The following is a 26,050-nucleotide window of genomic DNA, read 5'->3' as shown; positions in this document are numbered from 1 at the left end:
CTTTTCCAAGCGCAACTAACTAGCTGCGGTAAAGAACAGCATCTGTCATAATCGCGGTACGTTTAATCGCGCGCACATCATGAACGCGCATAATTTGGCAGCCCTGCGCGATCCCGAGGGTGACGGTCGAAGCCGTCCCTTCGACAAGCTCTTCAACCGGCAGATTCAATGTCTGCCGAATAAAGCCTTTGCGCGAGGTGCCGAGCAGTACCGGATAGCCGAGCGCTGCAAGCTCTGAAAGATGACCTAGCATCTCGAGGTTGTCCTCATAGGTTTTGGCGAAGCCGATGCCGGGATCAAGCCATATCCGGTCTTCGGCGACGCCGGCTGCAAGAGCGATCTCGATGCTGCCCTGCAGATCAGAGAGCACGTCCGGGACGAGATTCTGGTAGTCCCGAGCGTGGCGGTTATGACTGATAATGACTGGACAGTCATATTCAGCCGCCACTGCAGCCATTTCGGGGTCGCCCTTAAGACCCCAGATGTCATTTATAATATGTGCGCCCGCTTCTAATGCTTGGCGCATAGTATTCGCCTTATACGTATCAATGGAGAGTGGTATATGAGGCAGCGCTTCGCGAACAGCCCGAATAACAGGAATAATTCGTCGAATTTCCTCTTCTTCGCCAACCGGCGTAAAGCCAGGACGCGTCGATTCACCGCCAATATCCAGAATATCAGCACCATTCTCCACCATTGCAGCTGCATGTGCAACCGCAGCTTCGATATTCGTATAACGTCCTCCATCGGAGAAAGAGTCAGGCGTCGCATTCAGAATGCCCATAATAAGTGTCCGATGGCCAAGCTCTAAATGCACGCCGCCTTGAAGGTCATAGGTTCTTTGCTGAAATTGTGGATGCTTAATCATTGTAAATATTGCCCCCTCTTCTGCTCTGTAGCTCTCCAGCAGCTACTTATCCGTTATTTTCAGCTCAGCAATGGTCTCTGAACGATATAGCGACAGCAATTGCCGTGTTATGCTCCCGGCTTCACCGCCGCCATTCCATACACACTGACCGAGCTCGTCATTTAATACCGTCACCGGAATGAGCTCTGAAATAGAATTGGTCATCCAGATCTCATCCGCCTCCTGCAGCTGCGGCCAGTTGAACAGGCCTTCCTCCACCTTATAACCCGCTTCCTTCGCAAGCTCGATTACTCGACCGCGAGTGATGCCCGGCAATATGCCTGTAGCAATAGAAGGTGTATACACGATGCCTGCTTTGGCAAAAAACAAATTACTGACGATGCCCTCCGCCAGCCAACCTTCTCCACTGAGCATAAGGCCCTCTGTCCCAGCTGAAGCGCCGCTCGTTATTAATTCCCGCTTCGCAATAATATTGTTCATATAATGGAGAGACTTGAAGCGAATATCGCCTTCCGGCGTATTCCGCCGCGTATGCAATAGCCGCAGCTCCCGTCCGCGCATATGAACCGCATCATGTATGGGTGGCAGTTCTTTCACTAATAAAAGCACGTTAGGCTTCTCATAATCATGTGAAGGCAAGCCAAGCTCCGCTTCTCCGGCACTTACCGTTAATCGTACATAGCCGTCTTTCAGCCCATTGGCAGCTAGTAGCTCACTCACTCTTTCCTTAATGCTGTCTGCTTCTTCACTATAGTGTATGCCTAGCTGCTCACAGCCCGATTGGAGCCTCTTTACATGTCTGTCCAACAAGTAGGGCCTTCCTCCATAAGTGCGAAACGTCTCGAATAATCCCATCCCGTATAAAAAGCCGTGATCATATACTGAGATCACGGCTTCGTTAGCTTCCATTACGGAGCCGTTCAGCCCGACTTTCATCGTGCTGCACCTGTCCGATTTTGCAAGAAATTACGAAGCATCGTCAATCCATGCTCCGTTATAATAGATTCCGGGTGGAATTGAACCCCTTCAACTGCATATTCCTTATGACGCAGACCCATAATTTCACCTTCGTCCGTTTCTGCCGTAATTTCCAAGCAATCCGGCAGCGTCTCGCGACGAACGATTAATGAATGATAACGCGTAGCCGTAAAGGGAGAAGGCATTCCTTCAAAAACGGATTTCCCGTTATGGTGGATAGGGGATGTCTTGCCATGCATAAGCCGCTCCGCGCGCACCACTTCTCCGCCAAACGCTTGCCCAATAGATTGATGCCCTAGACATACGCCAAAAATCGGAATTTTCCCTTTGAAATGATCAATAAGCGATAAGCTGATGCCTGCTTCATTCGGAGAGCAAGGACCCGGAGAAATGAGAATATGATCGGGCGCCAATGCCTCTATTCCCTGCAAATCAATCTCATCATTGCGCTTTACTGTAATATCTTCCCCAAGCTCCCCCAAATATTGAACCAGGTTGTACGTAAAAGAATCATAGTTATCGATGACAAGTATCATGAGTCCACTCCCCCTCTATTCGTTAGCCTCTGCCTGTGTTGCTGCATCGAAACGCTCGCTGTATTGAATGGCCTTCCACAGCGCCTTTGCTTTGTTCAGCGATTCCTTATATTCTCGTTCTGGATCAGAATCGATTACAATTCCTGCCCCCGCTTGAATATGGACATTGTCCTCCTGCAGCACCATCGTTCTAATAATTATATTAAATTCCATATCGCCGTTGTAGTCAATCCAACCAAGCGAACCGGTATAAGGACCTCTGCGAACGGGCTCCAGCTCTTCTATAATTTCCATTGTACGAATTTTCGGCGCACCGGTAATCGTTCCTCCAGGGAAAGTAGCTGCAATCACGTCATAAGCATCCTTGCCGGCAGCTAATTGCCCCTCTACCTGAGAAACCAAATGCATAACATGCGAATATCGTTCAATGACCATAAGCTCTTCCACCTTAACCGTACCAAAAGCAGATATTCGTCCAAGATCATTCCGTTCCAAATCAACAAGCATAATATGCTCGGCCCGCTCCTTCTCGTTCGAGCGAAGCTCCTCTGCAAACTTCAGATCTTCCTCTGCTGTTCGGCCCCGGCGCCTTGTCCCCGCAATCGGTCTAGCCGCAAGCTTCCGCTCTCCTAGCTCGACCAGCAGCTCCGGCGAAGCTGACACAAGCTGGAAATCTGGACAGCGCAGAAACCCCATATACGGAGAAGGATTGATTAGTCTAAGCCATTCATACAGCTCCTCTGGCGATGTCTTCAGCTGTCTGCTTTGTCGAACGGATAGATTAACCTGAAAAACGTCTCCTTGCGCGATGTATCGCTGTATGCTGCGAACGGCCTCCATATAGGCTTCTTTCGTAAATGGGGACGTTGTTACCGCTGAAGAATCTGCATCAAAGTGAAACGAATCATCTTCAATTAGTCGGCTGCGTTTCTTCTGAAGAGCTGCCGCTCTCTTCTTCGCTTTCTCTTCCTCGAACCAGGATAACCAGTAATCGATCATCCCTTCCGCTTTGGACCGTGCGCAATCGTAAGCTGCACGCAGCATCGGTTCGTCCGCATCTCTATCTATTGGCATATGAACGGCACAATAAATTTTGGACTGCTCATGGTCTATAATCCACAGCTCATTCATCCGTAGAAATAAATAGTCCGGTATATCTAGATCATCATCGGCAAGCTCCGGCAACCGCTCGATTGATCTTGCAACATCATAGCTCCAGAAACCCGCACAGCCGCCAATCCACTTGGGGCCGTTCTCTATGCGCGGTCCGTACTGTCCGCCCATCCATTGCCGCACAACCTCAAGCGGCTTTCCTTCCCACTGGCGCTTGGTTTGCTCCTCGAGCGAATGAAATTCCACCGATTCAGCAGTTAATCCCTTTCCGCGTATAACGCCGTCGGGATGCAATCCTAAATAGGTATACTTTCCATCCTTGCCGCTCTCCAGCACGAAAGCATAAGGAGAGGCATCCTGCCACACCTCTTCCCATGACGTTACGCCTGACCGATTCTTAAGCTGGATGGACAGCCCCGTTAGAAACGGAAGCGTCGTATATTTCCCTTCGGCGTGCCACCGAGTCCATTGTTCCAAAGTGGTGACCATCACCTTCAACCCCCGATTGCTTGACTTATTTTGCTCAGTATACAGAATCAAACTACAAAAAGAAAGCCTTCCATTCCAAGGAATGAAAGGCTCTTTCGATAATGCCGTAAAAACTAATTGTCGAAGTTGAACAACGGCGTGGAAAGGTAGCGTTCGCCATTGCTTGGAACAATAGCAACAACACGTTTGCCTTCGCCAAGCTCTTTCGCAACTTGCAAAGCCGCATAGATCGCAGCACCAGAAGAAATGCCGCAAAGAATGCCTTCTTCTTTCGCAGCACGACGAGCGTATTCAAACGCGTCTTCGTTCTCAATCGTAATAACCTGATCATATACTTCACGGTTCAAAATATCAGGGATGAAATTCGCGCCGATACCTTGAATTTTGTGAGCGCCTGGTTTACCGCCAGACAGGATTGGCGAAGCCGCAGGCTCAACAGCGTAAATTTTAATACCTTCGAAGTTTTTCTTAAGAACCTCGCCAGTACCAGAAATCGTTCCGCCTGTACCAATGCCAGCAACGAAAGCATCCAGCTTACCATCAAGTGAATTGATCGCCTCGACGATTTCCGGGCCCGTTGTTTCACGGTGAATCTTCACGTTAGCTTGGTTTTTGAATTGTTGCGGCAGGAAGTAAGTTGGATTCTCTTGCGCCAGCTCTTCTGCTTTGCGAACTGCACCGTTCATACCTTCTGAGCCTGGAGTCAATACGATATCCGCGCCATATGCGCGCAGCAAGTTACGACGCTCCATACTCATTGTTTCTGGCATAACTAGAATGGCTTTATAGCCCTTAGCCGCTGCTACAAGCGCAAGACCGATACCTGTGTTGCCGCTTGTTGGCTCAATAATCGTATCGCCTGGCTTAAGAATTCCTTCTTGCTCCGCTGCTTCAACCATGCTGATTGCGATACGATCTTTTACGCTAGCGCCCGGGTTTTGATACTCAAGCTTCACATAAATTTCCGCACTTCCTGGAGGTACTAGACGATTTAAACGAACAAGAGGAGTATCACCGATAAGATCTAGAACGCTTTGTACAATTTTGGCCATGATATTATTGCCTCCTTATTCCGACTAATTCAGTTGGTTTTTGACTAACTCCATCTTATCAATGTCTTGCATCCATTGTCAATAGTCTCTTTTTCGCTCGATATCTACAGAAAGCTTTCATTTTACTATGACAGCTTCATATTTATCCAATAGATTATCTTCCACATCTGTCAATGAGCCAGCATGCTCCAGTGCAAGCTGCTTGCGTACGGAATCATGCAGTTTCCTGCCGGTCATACCCGTTGTCGTCTGACGCTCAACGACGCGAATAATGGCATAATTGCCGTCAACTTCTATGGGGCCCGCTGTTTCAGCAACCTGCAGATGGCTTGCCGCATCCAGCATATTGCGGTTATAGAATGGATCATCCGCATCAATTAAGCCTATGTCGCCTCCAGCATCAGCAGTGAAGGCGTCGATGGAATAGGTTTTTGCAAGCATAGCGAAGTCCTCGCCGCTAGCAAGCAGTCCCAGTACCGAGCTTGCTTCCTTCTCCGATTCCGTCACAATCCATTGCAAATGCAGCTGCAGCCTTGCGGTAAACTCATCCGGGTTGTTCGTAATGTATCGATCGACTTCTTCGTCCGACACATGAATGCCGCGTATTGCTATCTTCTCAAGCAGCAGCTTATATCGCAGGTCTTCAAGCACCTGCTCCTTGGTCATCCCAACTTGCTCCAGCATCACATCATAGAAGCGCTTCTCACCATCGTATGCTTCATATGATTTCTCAAGCTCACTCTCCATTTCCTCGGAAGAAACGGTCAGCTTGGATGCCTTCGCTTCCAAATCAATGACTTTGTGTACCATTATTGTCCGTAGGACCGTATCTCCATACTGCTGGTAGAGCTGTTCAATGAGCTCAGCAGCCGAAATGCTCTCTGTTCCAATCCTAGCAACCGCTTGCTCCGCAGCATCTACGAGTGGCGTACTGCCATGCTTGGAGGAATCAGTTGATTCTTCTCCGCTGCCAACATTCGTCTGCGGACGAAGCCTATCGTTCCCCGGCCACACCTTAACGACTACAACTACTGTTAAAACGACCATACATACGGCTTGAAGGATGACAACGGCCCTCAGCACCTCGTATTTCTTCATCGCCCCATTGCCTCCAATTTATTGGATTGGCTTCGGTTTCGCTTGATCAAGCAAAAGCTTAAGCTGTGCCTGCTCAAAAACATACGCTTCGTTGCAAAATTGGCAAACGACTTCCGCTTTTCCGTCTTCTTCAATTATTTGTGTCAGCTCATCTTCACCTAAGCTAAGCAGTGTCTGCTCTACCCGTTCTGCTGAGCAAAAGCACTGGAATTTCAATTCCATTGTATCGTGAATCTGAAGATCGTCGCCAACAATCCGTCGCAGAATTCCCTCTGGCGTTTCTCCTTGATCAAGTAAAGCCGTTACAGGCGGTATGGAGCCAACCGCTTGCTCGAGCTTCGTAATCTCTGCGTCCGTAAGTCCCGGCATAAGCTGAACAATGAAGCCTCCAGCATGCAGCACGGAATTGTCGGTATCCACCAACACTCCTAGTCCTACTGCAGAAGGCGTTTGCTCAGAAATAGCGAAATAATAGGTGAAATCCTCGCCAAGTTCGCCCGAAACAATCGGAACACTGCCGCGATAAGGCTCTTTCATACCAAGATCCTTGCTAATATGAAGATATCCGCTTCGTCCTACCGCACCTGCCACATCGAGCTTGCCCTGCGCATTGCTTGCAAGATGAACCTCGGGATGATCGACATATCCGCGTACTTCGCCGTCAGCATTAGCATCGACAACAATTTGGCCAATCGGGCCATCGCCCTTTACTTGAATCGTAAGCTTCTCTTTCCCTTTAAGCATTGCACCCATAATAGCACCAGCAGTCAACGTGCGTCCAAGTGCAGCCGTTGCCGTTGGATAGGTGCCGTGCCGCTGGCGAAGTTCCTCAACGAGCTGAGTCGTGCGAGCCGCGAACACTCGTATTTTGCCATTCCATGCCGTCCCTCGCACTAGCACGTCCTTCAGCTGATTGTCCATCAAAATCCCTCCTGGTTGCGTTCATATATAATGCGTAAGCCTTCAAGCGTAAGAAGCGGATCAACCTCTTCTATCGTTTCCGATTCTGAAGCGATTAACTCCGCTAAGCCCCCCGTAGCAATGACGCGCGGCGAGACATTAAATTCATTCCGAATACGTTTCACGATTCCGTCTACTTGTCCAGCATAGCCAAAAATAATGCCTGCCTGCATAGAGGTTACCGGATTTCGTCCAATAACGCTCTTCGGCTTCACCAGTTCAATGCGCGGCAATTTAGCCGCCCGCTGATATAGCGCTTCCGTGGATATGCCGATACCAGGCACAATCGCTCCGCCCAGGTAGTTGCCGCCTTCATCTATGTAATCAAATGTAGTGGCTGTACCGAAATCAACGACAATGAGTGGAGAGCCGTATTTCACAATGCCCGCAACAGAATTGACAATGCGATCGGCGCCTACCTCACGCGGATTTTCATAGCGGATGTTGAGGCCCGTTTTCACCCCTGGACCGACAACTAACGGCGTCTTGCGTAAATATTTCAAGCTCAGCTGCTCCAATGTACGCATCAGCGGGGGCACTACCGAAGAAATAATAACGCCATCCATCTGCTCAAGCTTAACACCTGCGTAATGGAAGAGATTGTGTATATTGATACCATATTCATCGACTGTTGCCGAACGATTTGTGCTTAGCCGCCAATGATGCATTAAATCTTTTCCCTTGTATATGCCAAGGACGATATTCGTATTACCGACATCAATAACGAGAATCAAGACGGGCCGCCACCCTTCTTGGCGTTCAGATCCAGGCTGATATCAAGTGCTTGGAAGGAATACGTTAAGCCTCCAACCGAGATAACATCAACGCCGCAGGACGCAATAGCATGAACCGTTTCTAGCGATACGCCGCCAGAAGCTTCCACAATAACATGAGGTGCTCTTGCTTTAATTTGTGCTACTGCTTCCTTCATCATCGAAGCTGTCATGTTATCCAGCATAATAATATCGGCACCGCAAGCGATGGCCTCGTCCACTTGCTGAAGCGATTCGGTTTCCACCTCGATCTTCATCGTGTGTGGAATGATCCGCCGTGATGCTTCAACAGCCGCTGTAATTCCGCCGGCACCCTTAATATGATTGTCTTTGATCATGACTGCATCATATAGTCCGAAGCGGTGATTGGCTCCGCCGCCGACACGTACAGCATACTTTTCCAGCATTCGATGGCCTGGTGTTGTTTTGCGAGTATCTACCAGGCGAACCGGAAGTCCTTCAAGCGCGTCAACAAATGAACGTGTCTTCGTCGCAATGCCTGAAAGCCGCTGCATCAAATTAAGAGCAAGCCGCTCGCCGATTAACAAACTATGCGTGCTGCCTTCTACAACAGCAATAATCGTGCCCTTGTCCACCTTATCACCGTCTTGTACCTTCGCTTCAAACACAAGTGACGGGTCTACTACCTCGAAAACAAGCTTTGCGATAGGGAGACCGGCAATATAACCGCTCTCCTTCACATGTATAACCGCTTTCGAGCGTGATTCCTTCGGTATTGTCGTCTCCGTCGTTACATCGCCGCTGCCTACATCCTCTGCGAGCCAGCCGCGAATCTGTTCGCGTACGGCAACATCATATCCGCCTGTTGTCCATTCATACATCTTCAATTCGCTCCTCCGTCAATCCATATAGACGGTGCAATACCGTATGCTTTCTCCACATCAAATCGTCACGCACCGGGAAGTCCTCTCGATAATGGGCACCGCGGCTTTCCTCCCGCTGCAGAGCCGCTTCTGTCGTCAGCAATGCGCAGGTTAACAGATTAGCAAATTCATATTCTTCCCGCTCCGTCAACATCGATTGGAATATGGGCAGCTGCCGCTTCAATTCCTCAAGGCCCTTCGCAAGGCCCTTCCCGTCTCGGCGAAGACCGACATATCTCACCATAATCTTCTGCAGCTTAAGCCTTCTCTCCACGACAGCTTGCATGGAGGCGCTGCTCCGTTCGATTTCATTATGAATGACCGGAACGGTCTCGCACTCTGACAGCTCATTGATTCGTTTAACGATTCGTCTTCCGAATACGATCGCTTCCGAAAGGGAATTGCTTGCGAGTCGATTAGCGCCATGCACGCCAGTTGAGGAAACTTCGCCGCATGCGAATAAACGCTTAATGTTTGTTTCCCCATTTATGTCCGTTTTCACTCCACCCATCATATAATGCATGGCTGGTGCGACCGGAATCCAGTCGGTCGTTAAATCAAGACCATATTTCAAACAATACTCATATATAGTCGGAAAACGATGCTTCACCATTTCTGCTGATTCATGCGTAATATCAATATAGACAAATGTGGATTTCGTTTCTTCCATTTCACTTACGATTGCCCTTGCCACTACATCTCTTGGCGCCAGCTCCAGCTGCTCATGATAGCGATCCATGAACCGCTCCCCTTTAATATTGCGAAGAACAGCTCCCTCACCACGAACCGCCTCAGAAATAAGAAAACGCGGTGCTCCTGGATAACAAAGCGATGTAGGATGGAATTGTATAAACTCCGCATCTTGAATGAACGCGCCTGCCCGGTATGCCATAGCGATCCCATCGCCTGTGGCTACCTCAGGATTGGTCGTATAGCGATACAGCTGCCCTGCTCCGCCCGAGCTGAGAATAACGGCTTTGCCCTTCACAAACAAGCGCTGTCCGTTCGGCTTCTGTACGATAACGCCGCAGCATTCATTGTCTTGAGTCACCAAATCGATTACGAAATGGTCATCCCACACTTCAATTTTCGGATTGGCTACCGCATTCTCCGACAAAGCGCGAACGATCTCATAACCAGTCGCATCGCCATTTGCATGCAAAATACGACGCTGACTATGGGCTCCCTCTTGCGTAAGCGCGAACTCGCCATTCTCCAAGTCAAACTGTGTACCCATCTTAATCAAGCTGCGTACGCCCTTAGGGCCTTCATGCACCAGCACATCAACAGCCTCATGCGAGCATAGGCCTGCGCCAGCAATAAGAGTATCCTGTCTATGATAAGCAGGTGAATCATCTTCGGAAATAACAGCTGCGATACCGCCTTGAGCATAACGCGTATTGCTGTCGAGCAATGATTTCTTCGTAATCATGAGCACGGAATTGTGTTCACTTGACCGTATAGCGGTAAAAAGACCGGCAATGCCGGCCCCGATTACGATAACGTCCTTTTCAATAACTGGAAGCTCATTTAAATTCACATCGACTAGATATCTAGGAATCATCGCGGCTCCTCCAAGCATAGGAGTAGCGCATGCTACTTCACCAGCAGCATACGCTCTAAGGATAGACGGGCTTGGTCAGCGACATGCGGCGGTACATAAATTTGCGGCTGCATCGTCTCAAGCGCTTTAACGAGCTTCTTCAAATTATTTACCTTCATGTTCGGACAAACCAAATATTTGGATGCAAAGTGGAACGTCTTGCCCGGACTATCTAACCGCAGCTGATATCCTGTACCATCTTCGGTTCCAACGATAAATTCCTGGCTCTTCGAATCCTTGCAATATTGTAAAATCGCAGTTGTACTGCCTACGAAATCGCCAAGCTCCACGACCTCTGGACGGCATTCAGGATGAACAACAAACTCCGCATTCGGATACTTGGCTTTCATCTCCTCAACATCCTTGACTGTAAGCATGTCATGGGTGTTGCAGTAACCTTCCCAAATGATCATTTTCTTGTCGGTGTTCTGCTGTACATAATGACCTAGGTTTTTGTCTGGTACCCAAATGACCTCGTCGCCTTCCACCGAGTTAACAACCTTAACTGCATTCGCTGATGTACAGCAAATGTCGGTTTCTGCTTTAATTTCAGCAGATGAGTTGATATAAGTTACAACTTTGGCATTTGGATGCTGTGCCTTCAGCTTGCGCAAGCCATCCACGCTAACCATGTCGGCCATCGGACAGCCCGCACGTTCATCAGGAATAATGACCGTCTTGTTCGGCGCTAGAATCTTCGCGCTTTCACCCATAAAGTGAACACCGCAAAATACAATAACCTCAGCGTCTGTTTGAGCCGCCTTCTGCGCGAGCAGAAAGGAATCACCACGGAAATCAGCTACCTCTTGAATTTCATCACGCTGATAATAATGCGCGAGTATGATAGCGTTCCGCTCTTTCTTCAACTGTAACAACCGTTCACGCAGCTCACGGTTTTGTTCCGCTTTGCGTTCCAGTGCCAGTGCTTCCACAGTAGATCCTCTCCTCTTATGAGCGATGGGAAAACCCATTTCGTTATAGGCAAGTGTGACTTTGTGAATTGATGCACAAACTTAGAAAGTCGCTCGCCTGTCATATAAACCAAAGGGATAAATTCATTTGATTAAATTTAATTTACACGTGGCAGAAGATGCTGTCAATGTATTAAAGGCCTTTTTAAGGCGCCAATTAGAAAATAATTTTTGTTGAGCGTATTGTTCGGGAATAGCTTGCCCGGTTTAAGCTTGTTCAACTGAGTAGATATATGATTTGGAGCAGGCAATTGCATTCAAAAAAAGACCCCGTCCCAAAAAAAGAACGAGGTCTTGTCTTCCATAAATTAGCGCTTAGCTGGGTCGTAAGGTTGACCAAGCGCAGCGGGTGCATTCGATCGGCCTACTGCTCCTGCAAGTACAACAAGCGTTAGCACATAAGGCAGCATATAGAAAAATTCTGCCGGGATTTGCTTAGCAAAGTCGAATTGCTGGGCAAAGCTGCGAAGTGCTTGAGCAAGTCCGAAGAACATCGCTGCTCCAACAACGCCAAGCGGATTCCATTTGCCGAAAATAAGAGCAGCCAGGGCGATAAAGCCTTGTCCTGAAATCGTGTTATGCGCAAAGCTGCTTGTCGTCGTCAATGTAATGGTAGCACCGCCAAGGCCTCCTAGCGCACCACTGAGCAAAACACCGATATAACGATATTTTGTTACACTGATTCCAACTGTGTCGGCAGAGCTTGGATGCTCCCCTACAGCGCGCAGACGCAAACCGAAAGGTGTACGGAATAGAACGAAATAGCTTATGACCGCTAATATGATAACAATATAAGTGGTCGGATACGCTGTAAATATTCCTTTGCCTAGCAGAGGAATATCCGATAGGTAAGGTATTTTTATTTTGTGAAATACATATTCCAGCTGCGGCGTTTGGCCTGAGCCGTTGAATAGGCTCTTCGTTAAGTACAGAGCCAAGCCGAGCGAGAAAATATTAATAACAACACCTACTACCGTCTGATCGGCGCGGAATGTTATCGTGGAAACGGCATGCAGGAGAGAAATCAGGACACCATAGATGGCTGCCGCTAGAAACCCTATCCAAGGCGCTGAGCTTCCCATTCCAGCTTGTATCGCATATTCGGTTGCAACTGCCGCTGCGAATGCTCCCGATACCATCAAGCCCTCTAATCCAATATTGACGACACCTGAACGCTCTGAATACATTCCGCCAAGCGCAGTAAAGATAAGCGCGGTAGAAAATACAAGTGTCGTATTAATAAGCTGTCCAATAATATCCATTACGTTCATCTTATGCCGCCTCCTTCCGCTTACTCGCACGTTTATTTAGGAAAGGTTTCAGGAACCATCTAACAAGTCCATGCGAAGCAACGAAGAAAATAACGGATCCGATAACGATACGGACTACCTCTGGCGGCACGCCGGCGCCAAAGCTCATACCAGCTGAGCCGTAGCTGAGTCCTCCAAATAAAACAGCACCGAGCACAACACCGATTGGCGTATTGCCGCCAAGCAGCGCTACGGCAATACCGTCGAAGCCATATCCAGGCGATGCAGCCATAACGGTCTGATTGCCGAATACGCCCAAAATTTCGAATACTCCACCTAGACCAGCGAATATTCCGCTTATAAACATGGATTTAACCATCGTTGTTTTTACGTTCATGCCCGCATACAGGGCTGCATCCGGATTATGCCCGACTGCACGCAGCTCATAGCCTTGCTTCGTCCGCCATAACACAATATAAAATATAATGACGCACAAAATCGCCACGATCGTACCCCAGTGCATCCGCGCATTGTCCGTTAATTTAATAAGCCAATCGATCTTCACCATTGCCGATTCGTGAACCGGCATGGACTTCTGTTGACCCTTCTGAACAAGAAACTTTGTCACAATAAAGTTAGACAAGAACAAAGCTATCCAGTTCAGCATAATAGATGAAATAACCTCATTCACACCGCGCTTCGCCTTCAAATATCCGGCAATTGCCGCCCATAAGCCCCCGAATACCGCCCCTGTAATGATAGCTAGCGGAGCATGGATATACCAAGGCAGATCCAGCAGTACGCCAATAATTGTCGCACCTGTCATGCCCATTACAAATTGCCCTTCTACACCGATATTGAACAGCCCGGTACGGAATGCGAATGAAACAGCAAGGCCTGTGAAAATAAGCGGCGTTATTGCGCGAATCGCTTCACCAATATTGTAAGGCGAGCTGAACAGCTTGTTAAGCAGAGAGGAATAAGCAAGTATAGGATCATACCCGCCAGCAACCATCGCAATTGCTCCCACCAATAAACCGAGTATAATTGCCACACAAGGAATAAGGAGGGAAGATTTATTAAATATTTTTTTAAACATTTCCATTTGTTGCTAGCTCCTCTCTGCTGATTTGTTGTTAACCGGTTTATTGCCTGCCATCAACAAGCCAAGCTGCTGATCATCCCTCTGATCAGCGTCTGCTTCGCCTATCAGCTTCCCTTCGTACATGACCGCAATTCGATCTGACAATGCATAAAGCTCGTCCAGTTCAAAGGAAACGAGCAGAATCGCTTTCCCTTCATTCCTAGCTTGAACCAATCGACTATGCACGAACTCTATGGCTCCGATATCAAGCCCGCGTGTTGGTTGTACTGCAATCAACAGATCAGGATCTTTATGCAGCTCACGTGCAATGATCGCTTTCTGCTGATTACCGCCTGACAATGCTCTTGCATGAGTTTCTATACCAGAGGTACGAACATCGAACTCGTCTACAAGCTTCACTGCAAGCTTGTCCATCGCTTTGTAGTCAATCAACCCATAACGACCAAACTCGGGCTCGAAATAGCTGCCCAATATCATATTTTCGCTTAATGAAAAGTCTAGAACTAGGCCATGCTTATGGCGGTCCTCCGGAATATGGCCAACGCCGGCAACTGAAATATGGCGAGGCGTCTTATTCGTCACGTCATTTCCGTTCAGCTTTACACTGCCCCCGTCAACTTTGCGCATACCGGTAATCGCATAAATGAGCTCACTTTGCCCATTGCCGTCAACCCCAGCAATACCAAGGATCTCTCCAGCCCTTACCTCAATGCTCATTCCATCTAGCGCATTCTTGCCCTGATCACCCTTCATTTGCAGGGAATCGACCGACAATATGACTTTGCCCGGAACACTCTTAGACTTGGTAACTTCAAAGGAGACATCTCGACCTACCATCAGCTCAGCAAGCTGCTGTTCATTGGTCTCTTTCGTCGTTACCGTCTTGATGACTTTGCCGCGTCTAATAACGGTTACAGAATCAGCAAGCGCCATAACTTCCTTCAGCTTATGCGTAATAATAATAATCGATTTACCCTCGGCAGCCAGATTGCGAATAATCTCAATCAGCTCTTCGATTTCCTGTACAGTTAGAACAGCGGTCGGCTCATCAAAAATAACGATTTCCGCGCCTCGATACAACGTTTTCAGAATTTCCACCCGTTGCTGCATGCCTACTGTAATATCTTTAATCCGCGCCTGCGGATTTACTTTCAACCCATAGCGTTCAGAGATTGCCCGAACTTTATCATTCGCAAGCTTATAATCAATACTTACTCCTTTAACCGGCTCATTGCCAAGCACAATATTCTCAGCAACAGTAAACGGCTGCACGAGCTTGAAATGCTGATGCACCATCCCAATGCCAAGGTCAATGGCTTTAGAGGCACCTTCAATTACGGTCTGCTTGCCATTAATCCAAATCTCGCCTTCATCAGGCTGGTATAGCCCGAACAATATATTCATCAGCGTTGACTTGCCGGCTCCGTTCTCTCCGAGCAGCGCATGTATTTCTCCCTTTTTCAACTCCAAGTTAATGGAATCATTTGCTACGAATCCAGCAAAACGTTTTGTAATGCCTTTTAAATGTACTGCTGACGTGCTCCGGTCCATTCTTCATCATCTCCCCGGGTTTCAACCTTGATATAAGCACAATCTTCCCTTTATAAAAGGACAAAGACCGGCCGAAGCCGGTCTTGTCCGATACATCGACAAGTGATTCTCAAACAAAGGTTACCTGTTTATGGTCTATATTATTCTGTCGGTACCTTAATTTCGCCGCTAATAATTTTTTCTTTATATTCTTCTACCTTCTTCAGAACGTCAGCAGGTACATTTTTCGAAGACGTTTCAGGCAATCCTACTGCATTGTCCTTCAAGCCAAGAACCTGTGTTGTACCGCCAGCCCAATTGCCGGCAATTAGATCTTTAGAAACCTTTTGAACAGCAGCATCTACGCCCTTAACCATGGACGTCAATGTAATTTCATCACCATATTCGAGTGATTGGTCTTTATCAACACCAATAACCCATACATTCTCGCCTGAATCCTTACGTGTCTTCGCTTCATTGAATACGCCGTTACCCGTTCCGCCAGCAGCGTGGAAAATAATATCAACGCCAGCGTCGTACATTGTGGACGCTGCAAGCTTGCCTAGATCCGGTTTACCGAAATCACCTGCGTACTCAATCGTAATTTTAGCATCCGGATTAACCGCTGCCACTCCAGCTTTAAAGCCCGCTTCGAATCTTGTGATTACTGGAATCTTCATGCCGCCTACAAAACCAATTTTGTTCGTTTTTGTCATCAAGCCTGCAACAACGCCAACAAGGTATGAGCCCTCGTTCTCAGCAAATGTAACAGAAGCAATGTTTGGCGCTTCAATCTCACTGTCAATAACAGCAAGCTTAGCATTTGGGTTCTCAGCAGCCACTTTAGTCATTGCGTCGAAGAATAGGAACCCGATTCCCCAAGTAAGGTCATAGCCTTCTTTAACAAAGCTATTCAGGTTCGGCTCCATATCTGCTTCACCTTTACTTTCCAAAAACTTTGTTTGAGCGCTTGTTTCAGCTGTAACCGTTTGTAGAGCTTCCCATGCGCTTTGGTTAAAGGATTTGTCATGAACGCCGCCCACATCCGTAACCATGCCGATCTTAAAGTCTTTACCTGTGTTATCAGAAACGACCTTATTAGGCTCGTTTCCTGTTGAACCACCCTCATTATTCTTCTTCGCGCCGCATGCAGAAAGCACAAGCGTTAATGCTACAACCAAAACGAGCATCAAACTAAATGTCTTTTTCATTTCTATTCATTCCCCCTGCTAAAATTTTTAAATTCTCTTTGTAAATATGCCGCCTTCTTATTCTTCCTATTGCTGGCTGCTACTCATTCATTATAGTTACAAAAAACTAAACGTCAATCATTTAAAATAGGTATTATTAAACACTTTAAGCGATTCCATTTACATTAATAGACACTGGTGTATTACATTTTACAATTAGAATCCCCCTGTCGATTAATTCTGGTCTACTTCGCTAATGGATTCAATCGTATTATAGGATAAATTCAAATATTAATAAAGAAAAAAGTCGCCTCACTACTTGAATAAAGTAGTAAGACGACTAATTGCAAATTTATCCCTTTAAAAGACCATTAACTCTTATCTGAATCCGGGTCTTCCGGGTTATCGCGCTTCTCAAGAGAAGGAGCTTTAATTTCATCCGGCTCACGAGTCTGGATACGAACCTTAACATCTCCAACCGTTTCTACGATTGGTTCAGTCGTTGATTCAGAACCATTAGTGGTGGCTACAGCTTCCTCAGAAGGGCTTGGAAGCGTGCCAGACTCGATTAAGCTCTTGATTTGCTCAAGCTCGAGTGTTTCTTCACTAAGCAATGTTTGAGCGATCAAGTGCATTTCCTTGCTCTTCTCATTCAATAGCTTCTTGGCACGATCATAGCAGCCTGTAATGATGCTTTGCATCTCTTGGTCAATTTCGTATGCAATCGCATCAGAATAGTTTTGTTCGTGACCGATATCACGTCCAAGGAATACTTGGCCTTGCGAGTTGCCGAACTGCATCGGACCAAGCTTGTCACTCATACCATACTCCATAATCATGCTGCGTACGATGCCAGTAGCTTGTTTAAAGTCACTGTAAGCGCCGGTTCCGATTTCACCGATAAACAACTCTTCCGCCACACGGCCTGCCAGCAAGCCTGTAACTTTATCCAAAAGCTCTTGTTTCGTTACAAGCATACGGTCTTCCTTCGGAAGCATAATGACGTATCCGCCAGCACGGCCACGCGGAATGATCGTAACCTTATGAACCATGTCAGCATGCTCCAAGAAGAAGCCTGCGATTGTATGTCCCGCTTCATGGTAAGCAACAATACGCTTCTCACGGTCACTAACGACACGGCTTTTCTTCTCCGTACCGACAATAATCCGATCAATCGCATCATCAACCTCAACCATTGCGATATCTTTCTTATTACGGCGAGCAGCAAGAAGCGCTGCTTCGTTTAGCAAGTTCTCAAGATCTGCGCCGCTAAAGCCAGTAGTACGTCTAGCAATAACCTCTAGCTTAACGTCTTTATTGAGCGGCTTATTGCGGGCATGTACTTTCAGTACCGCTTCGCGGCCCTTAACATCTGGACGGTCAACCGTAATTTGACGGTCGAAACGGCCCGGGCGAAGAAGCGCCGGATCCAGAATATCTGGACGGTTTGTTGCAGCAATGATAATAATGCCTTCGTTAGCGCCAAAGCCGTCCATTTCAACGAGCAATTGGTTGAGCGTTTGCTCACGCTCGTCATGTCCGCCGCCCAGTCCGGCACCACGCTGACGTCCGACAGCATCAATCTCATCAATAAAAATAATACAAGGAGCGTTTTTCTTCGCATTCTCGAACAAATCACGCACACGTGACGCACCGACACCAACAAACATCTCCACGAAATCCGAACCGGAGATACTAAAGAACGGTACGCCGGCTTCCCCTGCTACCGCACGGGCAAGCAACGTTTTACCTGTACCCGGAGGACCAACAAGCAATACGCCCTTCGGTATGCGAGCACCAACGAGATTGAACTTACGAGGATCCTTCAAGAAATCAACAACCTCGACAAGCTCTTGCTTCTCCTCATCGGCTCCAGCCACGTCTTCAAATGTAATCCGCTTCTTCTCATTGTCGTAAAGGCGCGCTTTGCTCTTGCCAAAGTTCATAACTTTGCCGCCGCCACCCTGTGCTTGATTCATCAAGAAGAAGAACAGGACGAAAATGATGATAAACGGAATAATGGAAGTAAGGAATGTAAGCCAAATGCTCGGCTGGTCCATCTCCTTATTTGCTAGTTCAAATCCAAACTGTTCCTGCCAAGCGAGAATTTTCTCGTCCGCTTTGACGCTGACCCTCGATACAAATTGGTCACTATCTGCGTCTGCAGGCTTCACTTTATATTTACCTGAAACAAAATACGTTTGATTCTCATACTTAACAGTCAGTTCCTTAACATTGCCTGATTCAACTGCAGCGCGAAGCTGGTCGTATCGCAATCCAACCGTTGTGTCATTCTGCTTGCTGATAAAAGTAAAGATCCCAACGGTCACCAAAAATATAATTAAATAAAAACCAGTATTACGGATGATCCGATTCATCCCCAACCTCCTCTCAGACGCTTCAAATATTTTACCATAGCATGACTTTCCATAACAATAGAGGGTACGGAGAAGGGCATGTACGGGTGAATCGCTACTATTTTTCGTAAATCTTCGGTTTTAGAACACCAACAAAAGGAAGATTACGGTACTTCTCAGCATAATCAAGCCCATAGCCTACAACAAACTCGTCCGGCAACGTAAATCCTGTATAGTCAGCTTCAAGCTCGACTGTACGGCGAGCTGGCTTGTCGAACAACGTAACAACCGTAACCGACTTCGAATTACGACGCTCAAGAACGTCGATTAAGTAGCTAAGCGTAAGTCCGCTGTCGATGATATCTTCTACAATAAGAACATCGCGGCCCTCAACAGATACATCGAGGTCTTTAATGATCTTGACGACTCCGGATGATTTCGTTGATTGACCGTAGCTGGATACCGCCATAAAATCAATTTCAAGCGGTACTGTAATTTCTTTAACCAAATCTGCCATAAAGATAAACGCGCCTTTTAGAACGCAAATAACGAGTGGATTGCGTCCGCTAAAATCCTTGCTCAGCGTTGCCCCAAGCTCCTTAACCTTCTCACCAATCTGCTGTGCATCGTGCAATACTTCTTGAATATCGTTCTGCAATGTATAAATCCCCCTACGCCTTAACTATGTTTATGAGTGTACCAGTGCTTCTTATTCGTTGCTGGCGCGAATGAACAACACGTCTTTCGTATGTAGTTCAGTCAACGCATGACTAGATCTACGGATGCCTGGAATCCAGAGCAATCGCCCTGCTGCATCGAACAAGAGCGGATATAAATCTCGCTCTGATGGTGCGATCTTCTCATCAACGAACATATCTTGCACTTTTTTTGAACCATTTAATCCTAAAACCTGAATTCTGTCACCCGGCTGTCGATTTCGAACAACGAGCGGATAAGTGAGCACCGATGCATCGAAGCAAGCTTCATAGCGCGAAGCAGGCTTGCAATTCTCTTCCACTGAGACATGAGAAAGCTCGAACTTCCAACCGCTTGGCTCAACTGCCAAGCTGTCTGTATGCCTTCCAATCACATGCGAATAGTCATACGAATCGTTCACGGAGTGCGGCGATACTCGCAGCCAGCGCATGAAATCATACTCGCGCGCGCAGCGAATGCCTGCACCAGCATCGATTCGCCATGTACCAGGTGCTTGAGCTGAAGCGGCATGCCGCATCGTCTCAATCTGCTCGAAGGATATCTTTTCCGTTTCCTTAGAAAGATAACTTAATATTAGTTTAATCAATCTCCTTTGTAAAGCGACATGGAGCCCGCACAAATCGGTACAGTTCACCGCGCATTCATCTGGGGATAAGGTTACGAGCTGCGCGAATAATGCTTCGGTCTGTGTCTCCATCCACTCATCTTCCGCTCCCGCCACCTCAGCTAACCGCATTAGCGACTGGGATAACTGCGGATTATATTGAGACAAATAAGGCAAAATATCTAACCGAACAATGTTTCGGAAATAATAACGCTCCGTGTTACTGCTGTCCATGCAGTAAGGCACTTGGTGCTCTTCGCAATAACGCAGAAGGTCTGACTTGTTCATACGAAGCAGCGGGCGAATAAGTTCCACGTTTTTTTCGCGTCTTTTGCTAACAATTCCGGCTATGCCTGTTAAGCCCGTTCCGCGAATGAGGCGCATAAGCACGGTTTCCGCTTGATCATCCCCATGATGAGCGAGCGCTATACTCGAAGCTCCATAACGCTGCGCAATCTCGTGGAGGAAAGCATACCGCTTCTCACGTGATGCAGCTTGTCCGTTCATCTTCGTTTCTTTTATATACGCGGGCATGTCGAAAGTCACGGTCTCGCATATGATTCCTAGCTCCTGCGCATAAGCCTGAACCATTGCCAGCTCATGCGCAGATTCCTGTTTCCGAAAGCCATGGTTAACATGGGCCGCTATAATCGAAACCTTGTCTTCCTTCGCCAGCAAAGACAGCATATGCAGCATAGCCATGGAATCGGGGCCTCCAGAAACGGCTGCTATAATGCGGTCTCCCGTCTTCCAAAGCTGGCGCTCCGCTGCTGCTTTCTCAAGCTCATTTCGCAGATTCATATGTATCCTCACCTTCAATTCTGTGCCTGACTCTGATGTCATAACATGTTGCGAACTAACCAGTACACCGATGTTCCCAAGAGAACCGCAGACACGGCCACTAAACCCTTCAGCCAACCAGGTATGCCTGATGTCCTATGCGTATCACTGCGATGCATGAGCAGCCTCCATGCCGCAGACGCATCCCCTGCATCATGAAATTCGCCCCCAAACGCTTTGCGCAGCCAACCGGCAATCGGCCTTAAGCCCTGGCTCGATTCAGCAACCTGCATAAGCTCCTCTACTGATCGATTTTGCGGCAATAGCTCTGTCGTCAGCCCATGAAGACGCTTCGGCTCATGCAGCTGTATGCAAAGCACGCCAAAGGAAAATAAATCATACTTGGCATCAGCAGACCTTGAGCCTCCGTTCCAGTAGCCTCGATCATAAATTTCGGTAAATTGGCGTATCCCTTTGCCTACTGCTGTAACACCGCCATAATCGACAAGCTCGACATGACCGTAATCTGCAACAAGAACATTCTCTACCTTGAGGTCACCGAACACCCAGCCCGCATGATGGAGCTTCGCCAGCTTGCCGAGTAGATTAAGACCGACCAGCGGAAACCATTCCGCTCCCTGTTGCTTCAAATAATCTGCAAGCGTCGTTCCCAGCACATAACGCATAATATAAAATGGATATTCCTTTCCATCCGGTCCGTACAAGTCATCTACGTCAAAGAGAAAGGTCTCCTGGCCCTGCTTCTTCTGCTTGGCTATCGATTGCAGCACGTTGATCTCCGATTGCAGATCAACAGCATCCGAGCCGACCTTCAGAGCAAACCAGTTGCGATCTCTCTGTACTAGATATACTTTACCGTTTGCGCCTTCCCCTAGCAACTTTTCGATCCGGTAGCGCCCTTGCTTCCACTTGCCGGTCACCACCATTCCTCGGCGAAGGTCAATCTTAAACGACGTAGCCACTCATCATCCCATCCGTTTCATCTCTGCTCTGTCTACCATATACGCCCTGCCTGTAAAAATCAATCACATGCATAATCGCAGGCCCGGTAGGCGTTGTTCCGCCCATTTGGAGCTTTGGAAAGATCGCCTGTACGCCGTTCAGATGATCTGTCCAATTCAAATCCATCACACAATCGTCACCATTTCGCGAGCCGGGAAAGTGGAAGACGGAAATTTCGCTTTTTCCTTGTCTGGCCTGGAGACTTAGCATCAAATCCCGGATAGCCTCCTCTACTGCAGCAAGCTTTGGCTTCATACTAGCGCTGGCATCAATAATAAGCGCCACTTGGAGACCAGATGTCTCCCCCAGCTCATCGATAACCCGCACCACCTCGGCGCGTTTATCCGGCGGCAGCGCCTCTATCGACCCATTGCCAAGCACCTGCTTCAGTTCCTTCTGCACCGCGATCTGAATCGTCTGCACGACCGTCTTACGCGTCATCATCTGAACCGTTTGCGATAGCTGCCGCATATTGACCATCCGGCTTAAGCCGCCGCCTGCGCGCGCAATCTCTTCAATCTCCGATGCGCCAAGCTCTCCTACATCCCCATGGTCCAGCACGCCGACCACGTTAACCGAAATACCCTCTGAATTGGCATGCGCCGCCGCAACAATTGGGCTCAGACCCACGTTCGAACAGCCATCGGTGATTAATAATATTTGTTTCATAATTGTTTACCCTCCTCAAGTGTTTGCGAAGCAAACATCGCTTCGAAAGCATATGCTTAATGTTTGTGAAGCAAACTTCGCTTCGAAAGCAAACGCTTAATGTGTGCGAAGCAATAAATGCGATGCAAGCACTAGAAAGACTTAGCGTAAGCCTTCCTACTAGCTTTTCCTTTTTTGAGAGGGATAAACAACTAGACTATTAAAAAATAGATAAACTCACATTGCTTTCGGCTGCAAGGGGTTCTACCTCCCATTTTGCTGCCATTCCAAGTCTGCTGTCATCTGATATTATGCTAACATCAATAAATAAACGGTATATATACCCTGTTTATCGGCATATCGGATATTTGTTTTGAATCGTTTCAAACACAAACAAACGGGGTAAGTACAAGCATCTCTCTATCACATAATTGTTTAGTATCCTATTTTGAAACTAAACCTGAGAATAAGCTGCAACCTTAGTCAAGTAACATCATAGTTTGAAACTAACCAGCTGCTTAGGCCATTAAAACAAAATAAATACCCCATTAATTTCAAATTATGATATTAAAACAGTCTATCCATCCCATCTATAGCATTTAACTTCAAATATTGAAATTAATAAGTTTTCGAAAAAAATGAGCACGCAGCTTTACGCAACGCCCCTGCAAACAGCTCCTATTCCAGCAAAAAGAAGCCCATTTAATGCCGCCGGTTACAACCCAGCCGACATACAAAAGGCTTCTGCATCAGCCATGCGTAATGTTCCATGCCGTATCAGCATTCCTAATCGAATGTATGACCCCCTATCGTTTTTGGTATTTTTCTAAAGCAGGCATTTCTTCACTCCCATCGGTTGATGTTAAATTAGTTTCCACACAAATGCAGAATTAATCCTCCTTTCGAGTTCTCGCAACTATTAACCATTATGGATCAGTCTGTTGACGTGTCCTATTCATCCAGCAGCATCGCCCGTCCTTTCGCTCCTAGTCATCATGGCACCGGCTGTAACAGCTCCTTAGCTCACCGTCCTTGGACGCTCCATACGGGAAACGCCAGGAAAGCGGAAGGAGGCCCACTCGGGCAAATGCTTATCGATACGAGCTACTAGCACGGTCATATCGTCTACAATATCGCCGTCATGATAGCGAACAACCTTCTCCAGCAAAGCATCAGCCATCTCCTGCGGGTCGTCTGTCGCCAGCTCGCTAATCATTCGCTTCATCCAAAGCTCCTTATTCACCGCATGGCCGGGCGCATCATAAATTCCGTCACTCATCATAACGAGCGTATCGCCTGAGTGCATTTGCATAGATATGAAATCAACATCAATATCCTGTAGAATACCGATAGGCAAATTATTAGCTGTCACGGGAATGACCTCATTTCCTCTTTTAATAAAGCTAGGAGTTGAACCGATTTTCATAAATGTCGTTTGCGCCGTGTACAGATCAATGATCGCTAAATCCACGGTAGCAAACATCTCATCAGAGGATCGCAGCAGCAGCACCGAATTAACAGATTTAACCGCAAGCTTCTCATCCATTCCTGACTGCAGAAGCTGCTGCAGTATAGACAGCGCCGTACTGCTCTCCTGCCGCGCCCGCTCGCCATTGCCCATTCCGTCACTAATGGCTACCGCAAATTTTCCGTTTCCGAGCTCAACCATACTAAAGCTGTCGCCTGACAACAGATCGCCGCCTTTTGCGGCTCCTGCAACACCCGTCTCAATCTCATACTGCTTCGCTGAGCCGAATACAACGAGCGTTGGCTCACCGTTTTTTTCTGGAAACGTCTCTGATTTCACAGCAATATGCTCGCCCAAAATATCACTGAGCAGCGGTGCGATAATTTTGCGGCATTCATCATAGCCTTTGCCAAATGAGTGATACACCTCTATATCTACATTTCCCTCCTCTAAGTTCACAATTTCGATCCCTTGAATCGATAAGCCCAGTCCTTCAACCACCTCTCGGATCTGCTCCTCTTGCAAATGAAGCGTCTGTCCTTCTCTCTTAATTTCCTTAGCCAAATCCTCCATTACCTGCGACACACCCTGCAATTGATCAGCAACAAGTTGGCGCGAATCGTATATTTGCTTCTTCCAGTGCATATTATTGTGATATAGCTCGTATTGCTGACTCATGTCAACTAACACCTGCGACGATTTCACGCAATGAGCCGCCCATGAGCGCGGTATCTCCTTGCCCGAGGGAACTCGATTCTCCTCCACTGCGGTCATCATATCAGTCATCATTTTGTACGTATGAAAAAACTTGTCCTCCCAACATGAGTTCTGCCGGTGACAGCTTGCACAGCTCCGCTCGGCAACCGCATTCATAAAGTGGCTGATCTCATCCTCCCGTTTCATTTTGGTTGCACTATTATTCAATTGACCGAAGCTGCGCGACAGCTGGCGGAATACTTCCGAGTACTGCGAGACACGATCGGCGGTCACTTCTCGCACTCGCTTGGCATACTCATGCTGCGATTTTGCATGTTCGTTCGTACCCGGCACATATTTGGAAATGGTGCGTATCATGCTTCGAGGTGTCAGCATAAGCAAGACAGCGGCCGCTACCGATTCCCAGGTTGAGCTCATCACATCAGCCTGGCTGCCTACATATATGGACAAAATAGACGTTCCGAGCAGCATTCCGAATGCAGCAGCCATTTTTCCGCCATCACGCAGCAATCCAGCCAGCAGTCCAGCGAAAGCAAGCAAGCTCATCTGCACAACTGCTCCAAAGTCTGCCAAGCTCAGGATAAGGCCAGCAACGACACCAACCGAAGCGCCTAGCGGAGCACCACCTGCTAAGGCAAACAAAAGCAGCATATATCGCGACATAATATGCTCGGCCGACATGTCGTAGACCGTCCAGCCAACTGCCCCAGTCATGACCGAGGCAAGCAAAATCATGAGGCATATAATTTCTTCGTTCCTCAGTGATGCCGATTTCTTCGTCATCGTCAGCACCGGAATCGCCTGTATGAACACGAGTGTCAGAACAAAGCTTAAAGCCGCCTCTACGACAACGAGCATAAAGTTGTACCAACTCAGCTCGTCCCCAATAAATATGCCGAATAGCTGAACCAGCAGCGTCGATGTGAATACAAGAATAGGTGCTGTGGACAGCTCCGCCTTCTCATACGCCTCAAGACCTTTCAAGAGTAGGAATAATACAGCAATCTCCATTGAAATCCATACCGGCGCGGGATCAGCCGCCATCCAGCTTCCTGCCACCAATGATATGGCCACCCATGAATAAATATCTCTTCGCATGAAATAAATAACAGCAAAGTACGCAATTGCAAATGGCATTAGAGATTCCAGTATGACAGCTCTGCCAAGCAAGAAAGCTACTCCAACTAATAGAAACGTCCACTTTTTTGCCAAAATAACTTGAATGAACCGACGTGCCGACGCCCACTCCCGTCCTTTCTGCATAACTGACTTAGCAAGATTAGTCCGTTTCATACCGGGAAATACAACTGCGTTTTCTTTTTCCACAAGCAGACAC

Annotated in this window: 21 protein-coding genes; all 21 read right to left on the bottom strand. The window is 47.6% G+C overall.

The window, feature by feature from the left end; all coding sequences use genetic code 11:
• Positions 1-19: 19 nt before the first annotated feature.
• The 21 genes from folP to spoIIE all read right to left on the bottom strand — a co-directional run bounded on the left by folP (position 20) and on the right by spoIIE (position 26,040).
• Positions 20-868 carry a dihydropteroate synthase gene (gene folP / locus CEF13_RS00310; protein WP_102708901.1) on the bottom strand — a complete coding sequence of 283 codons (849 nt, stop codon included), beginning with the start codon at positions 866-868 and terminating at the stop codon, positions 20-22.
• 42 nt (positions 869-910) lie between these two features.
• Positions 911-1,804: an aminodeoxychorismate lyase gene (gene pabC, locus CEF13_RS00305; RefSeq protein WP_102708900.1), complete on the bottom strand. Its 894-nt coding sequence runs from the start codon at positions 1,802-1,804 to the stop codon at positions 911-913.
• Positions 1,801-2,382, bottom strand: coding sequence for an aminodeoxychorismate/anthranilate synthase component II (gene pabA / locus CEF13_RS00300; protein WP_102708899.1), 582 nt, complete (start codon positions 2,380-2,382; stop codon positions 1,801-1,803). The genes pabC and pabA overlap by 4 nt, the downstream gene beginning before the upstream one ends.
• A gap of 15 nt (positions 2,383-2,397) precedes the next feature.
• Positions 2,398-3,984 carry an anthranilate synthase component I family protein gene (locus tag CEF13_RS00295; protein ID WP_102708898.1) on the bottom strand — a complete coding sequence of 529 codons (1,587 nt, stop codon included), beginning with the start codon at positions 3,982-3,984 and terminating at the stop codon, positions 2,398-2,400.
• 113 nt (positions 3,985-4,097) lie between these two features.
• Complete coding sequence (gene cysK / locus CEF13_RS00290) at positions 4,098-5,036, bottom strand: cysteine synthase A (RefSeq protein WP_102708897.1); 939 nt, start codon at positions 5,034-5,036, stop codon at positions 4,098-4,100.
• Positions 5,037-5,153: 117 nt separating this feature from the next.
• On the bottom strand, positions 5,154-6,134 hold the full coding sequence (locus tag CEF13_RS00285; protein WP_102708896.1) for a peptidylprolyl isomerase: 981 nt from the start codon (positions 6,132-6,134) through the stop codon (positions 5,154-5,156).
• 18 nt (positions 6,135-6,152) lie between these two features.
• Entirely contained in the window at positions 6,153-7,055 is a 903-nt protein-coding gene (gene hslO, locus CEF13_RS00280; protein WP_102708895.1) for an Hsp33 family molecular chaperone HslO, read from the bottom strand.
• A complete protein-coding gene (locus tag CEF13_RS00275; protein WP_102708894.1) occupies positions 7,055-7,828 on the bottom strand; it encodes a type III pantothenate kinase in 774 nt (257 codons plus the stop codon). The genes hslO and CEF13_RS00275 overlap by 1 nt, the downstream gene beginning before the upstream one ends.
• Entirely contained in the window at positions 7,825-8,709 is an 885-nt protein-coding gene (nadC, locus tag CEF13_RS00270; protein ID WP_102708893.1) for a carboxylating nicotinate-nucleotide diphosphorylase, read from the bottom strand. The genes CEF13_RS00275 and nadC overlap by 4 nt, the downstream gene beginning before the upstream one ends.
• Positions 8,702-10,315, bottom strand: coding sequence for an L-aspartate oxidase (gene nadB, locus CEF13_RS00265; protein WP_102708892.1), 1,614 nt, complete (start codon positions 10,313-10,315; stop codon positions 8,702-8,704). The genes nadC and nadB overlap by 8 nt, the downstream gene beginning before the upstream one ends.
• A gap of 32 nt (positions 10,316-10,347) precedes the next feature.
• Positions 10,348-11,286: a quinolinate synthase NadA gene (gene nadA / locus CEF13_RS00260; protein ID WP_102708891.1), complete on the bottom strand. Its 939-nt coding sequence runs from the start codon at positions 11,284-11,286 to the stop codon at positions 10,348-10,350.
• Positions 11,287-11,633: 347 nt separating this feature from the next.
• Positions 11,634-12,596 carry an ABC transporter permease gene (locus CEF13_RS00255; protein WP_102708890.1) on the bottom strand — a complete coding sequence of 321 codons (963 nt, stop codon included), beginning with the start codon at positions 12,594-12,596 and terminating at the stop codon, positions 11,634-11,636.
• Between the two features lies 1 nt (position 12,597).
• Complete coding sequence (locus CEF13_RS00250; RefSeq protein WP_102708889.1) at positions 12,598-13,680, bottom strand: ABC transporter permease; 1,083 nt, start codon at positions 13,678-13,680, stop codon at positions 12,598-12,600.
• Between the two features lie 6 nt (positions 13,681-13,686).
• On the bottom strand, positions 13,687-15,231 hold the full coding sequence (locus tag CEF13_RS00245) for an ABC transporter ATP-binding protein (RefSeq protein WP_102708888.1): 1,545 nt from the start codon (positions 15,229-15,231) through the stop codon (positions 13,687-13,689).
• Between the two features lie 140 nt (positions 15,232-15,371).
• On the bottom strand, positions 15,372-16,421 hold the full coding sequence (locus CEF13_RS00240; protein ID WP_102708887.1) for a BMP family lipoprotein: 1,050 nt from the start codon (positions 16,419-16,421) through the stop codon (positions 15,372-15,374).
• 350 nt (positions 16,422-16,771) lie between these two features.
• Positions 16,772-18,778 (bottom strand): ATP-dependent zinc metalloprotease FtsH, encoded by a 2,007-nt coding sequence (gene ftsH, locus CEF13_RS00235; RefSeq protein WP_102708886.1) that lies wholly within the window; start codon positions 18,776-18,778, stop codon positions 16,772-16,774.
• A gap of 97 nt (positions 18,779-18,875) precedes the next feature.
• Positions 18,876-19,415: a hypoxanthine phosphoribosyltransferase gene (gene hpt, locus CEF13_RS00230; RefSeq protein ID WP_102708885.1), complete on the bottom strand. Its 540-nt coding sequence runs from the start codon at positions 19,413-19,415 to the stop codon at positions 18,876-18,878.
• A gap of 51 nt (positions 19,416-19,466) precedes the next feature.
• Positions 19,467-20,879: a tRNA lysidine(34) synthetase TilS gene (tilS, locus tag CEF13_RS00225; protein WP_102708884.1), complete on the bottom strand. Its 1,413-nt coding sequence runs from the start codon at positions 20,877-20,879 to the stop codon at positions 19,467-19,469.
• A gap of 38 nt (positions 20,880-20,917) precedes the next feature.
• On the bottom strand, positions 20,918-21,841 hold the full coding sequence (locus tag CEF13_RS00220; RefSeq protein WP_102708883.1) for a protein kinase domain-containing protein: 924 nt from the start codon (positions 21,839-21,841) through the stop codon (positions 20,918-20,920).
• Positions 21,825-22,550 carry a vWA domain-containing protein gene (locus tag CEF13_RS00215; protein ID WP_102708882.1) on the bottom strand — a complete coding sequence of 242 codons (726 nt, stop codon included), beginning with the start codon at positions 22,548-22,550 and terminating at the stop codon, positions 21,825-21,827. Before CEF13_RS00215 ends, CEF13_RS00220 begins: the two co-directional genes overlap by 17 nt.
• A 997-nt stretch (positions 22,551-23,547) precedes the next feature.
• A complete protein-coding gene (spoIIE, locus tag CEF13_RS00210; protein WP_425320550.1) occupies positions 23,548-26,040 on the bottom strand; it encodes a stage II sporulation protein E in 2,493 nt (830 codons plus the stop codon).
• Positions 26,041-26,050 lie beyond the last annotated feature (10 nt).

This window comes from Paenibacillus castaneae (assembly GCF_002884445.1).
Taxonomy (GTDB): Bacteria; Bacillota; Bacilli; order Paenibacillales; family Paenibacillaceae; genus Pristimantibacillus; species Pristimantibacillus castaneae.
This window is presented reverse-complemented; position numbering and strand designations above follow the sequence as displayed.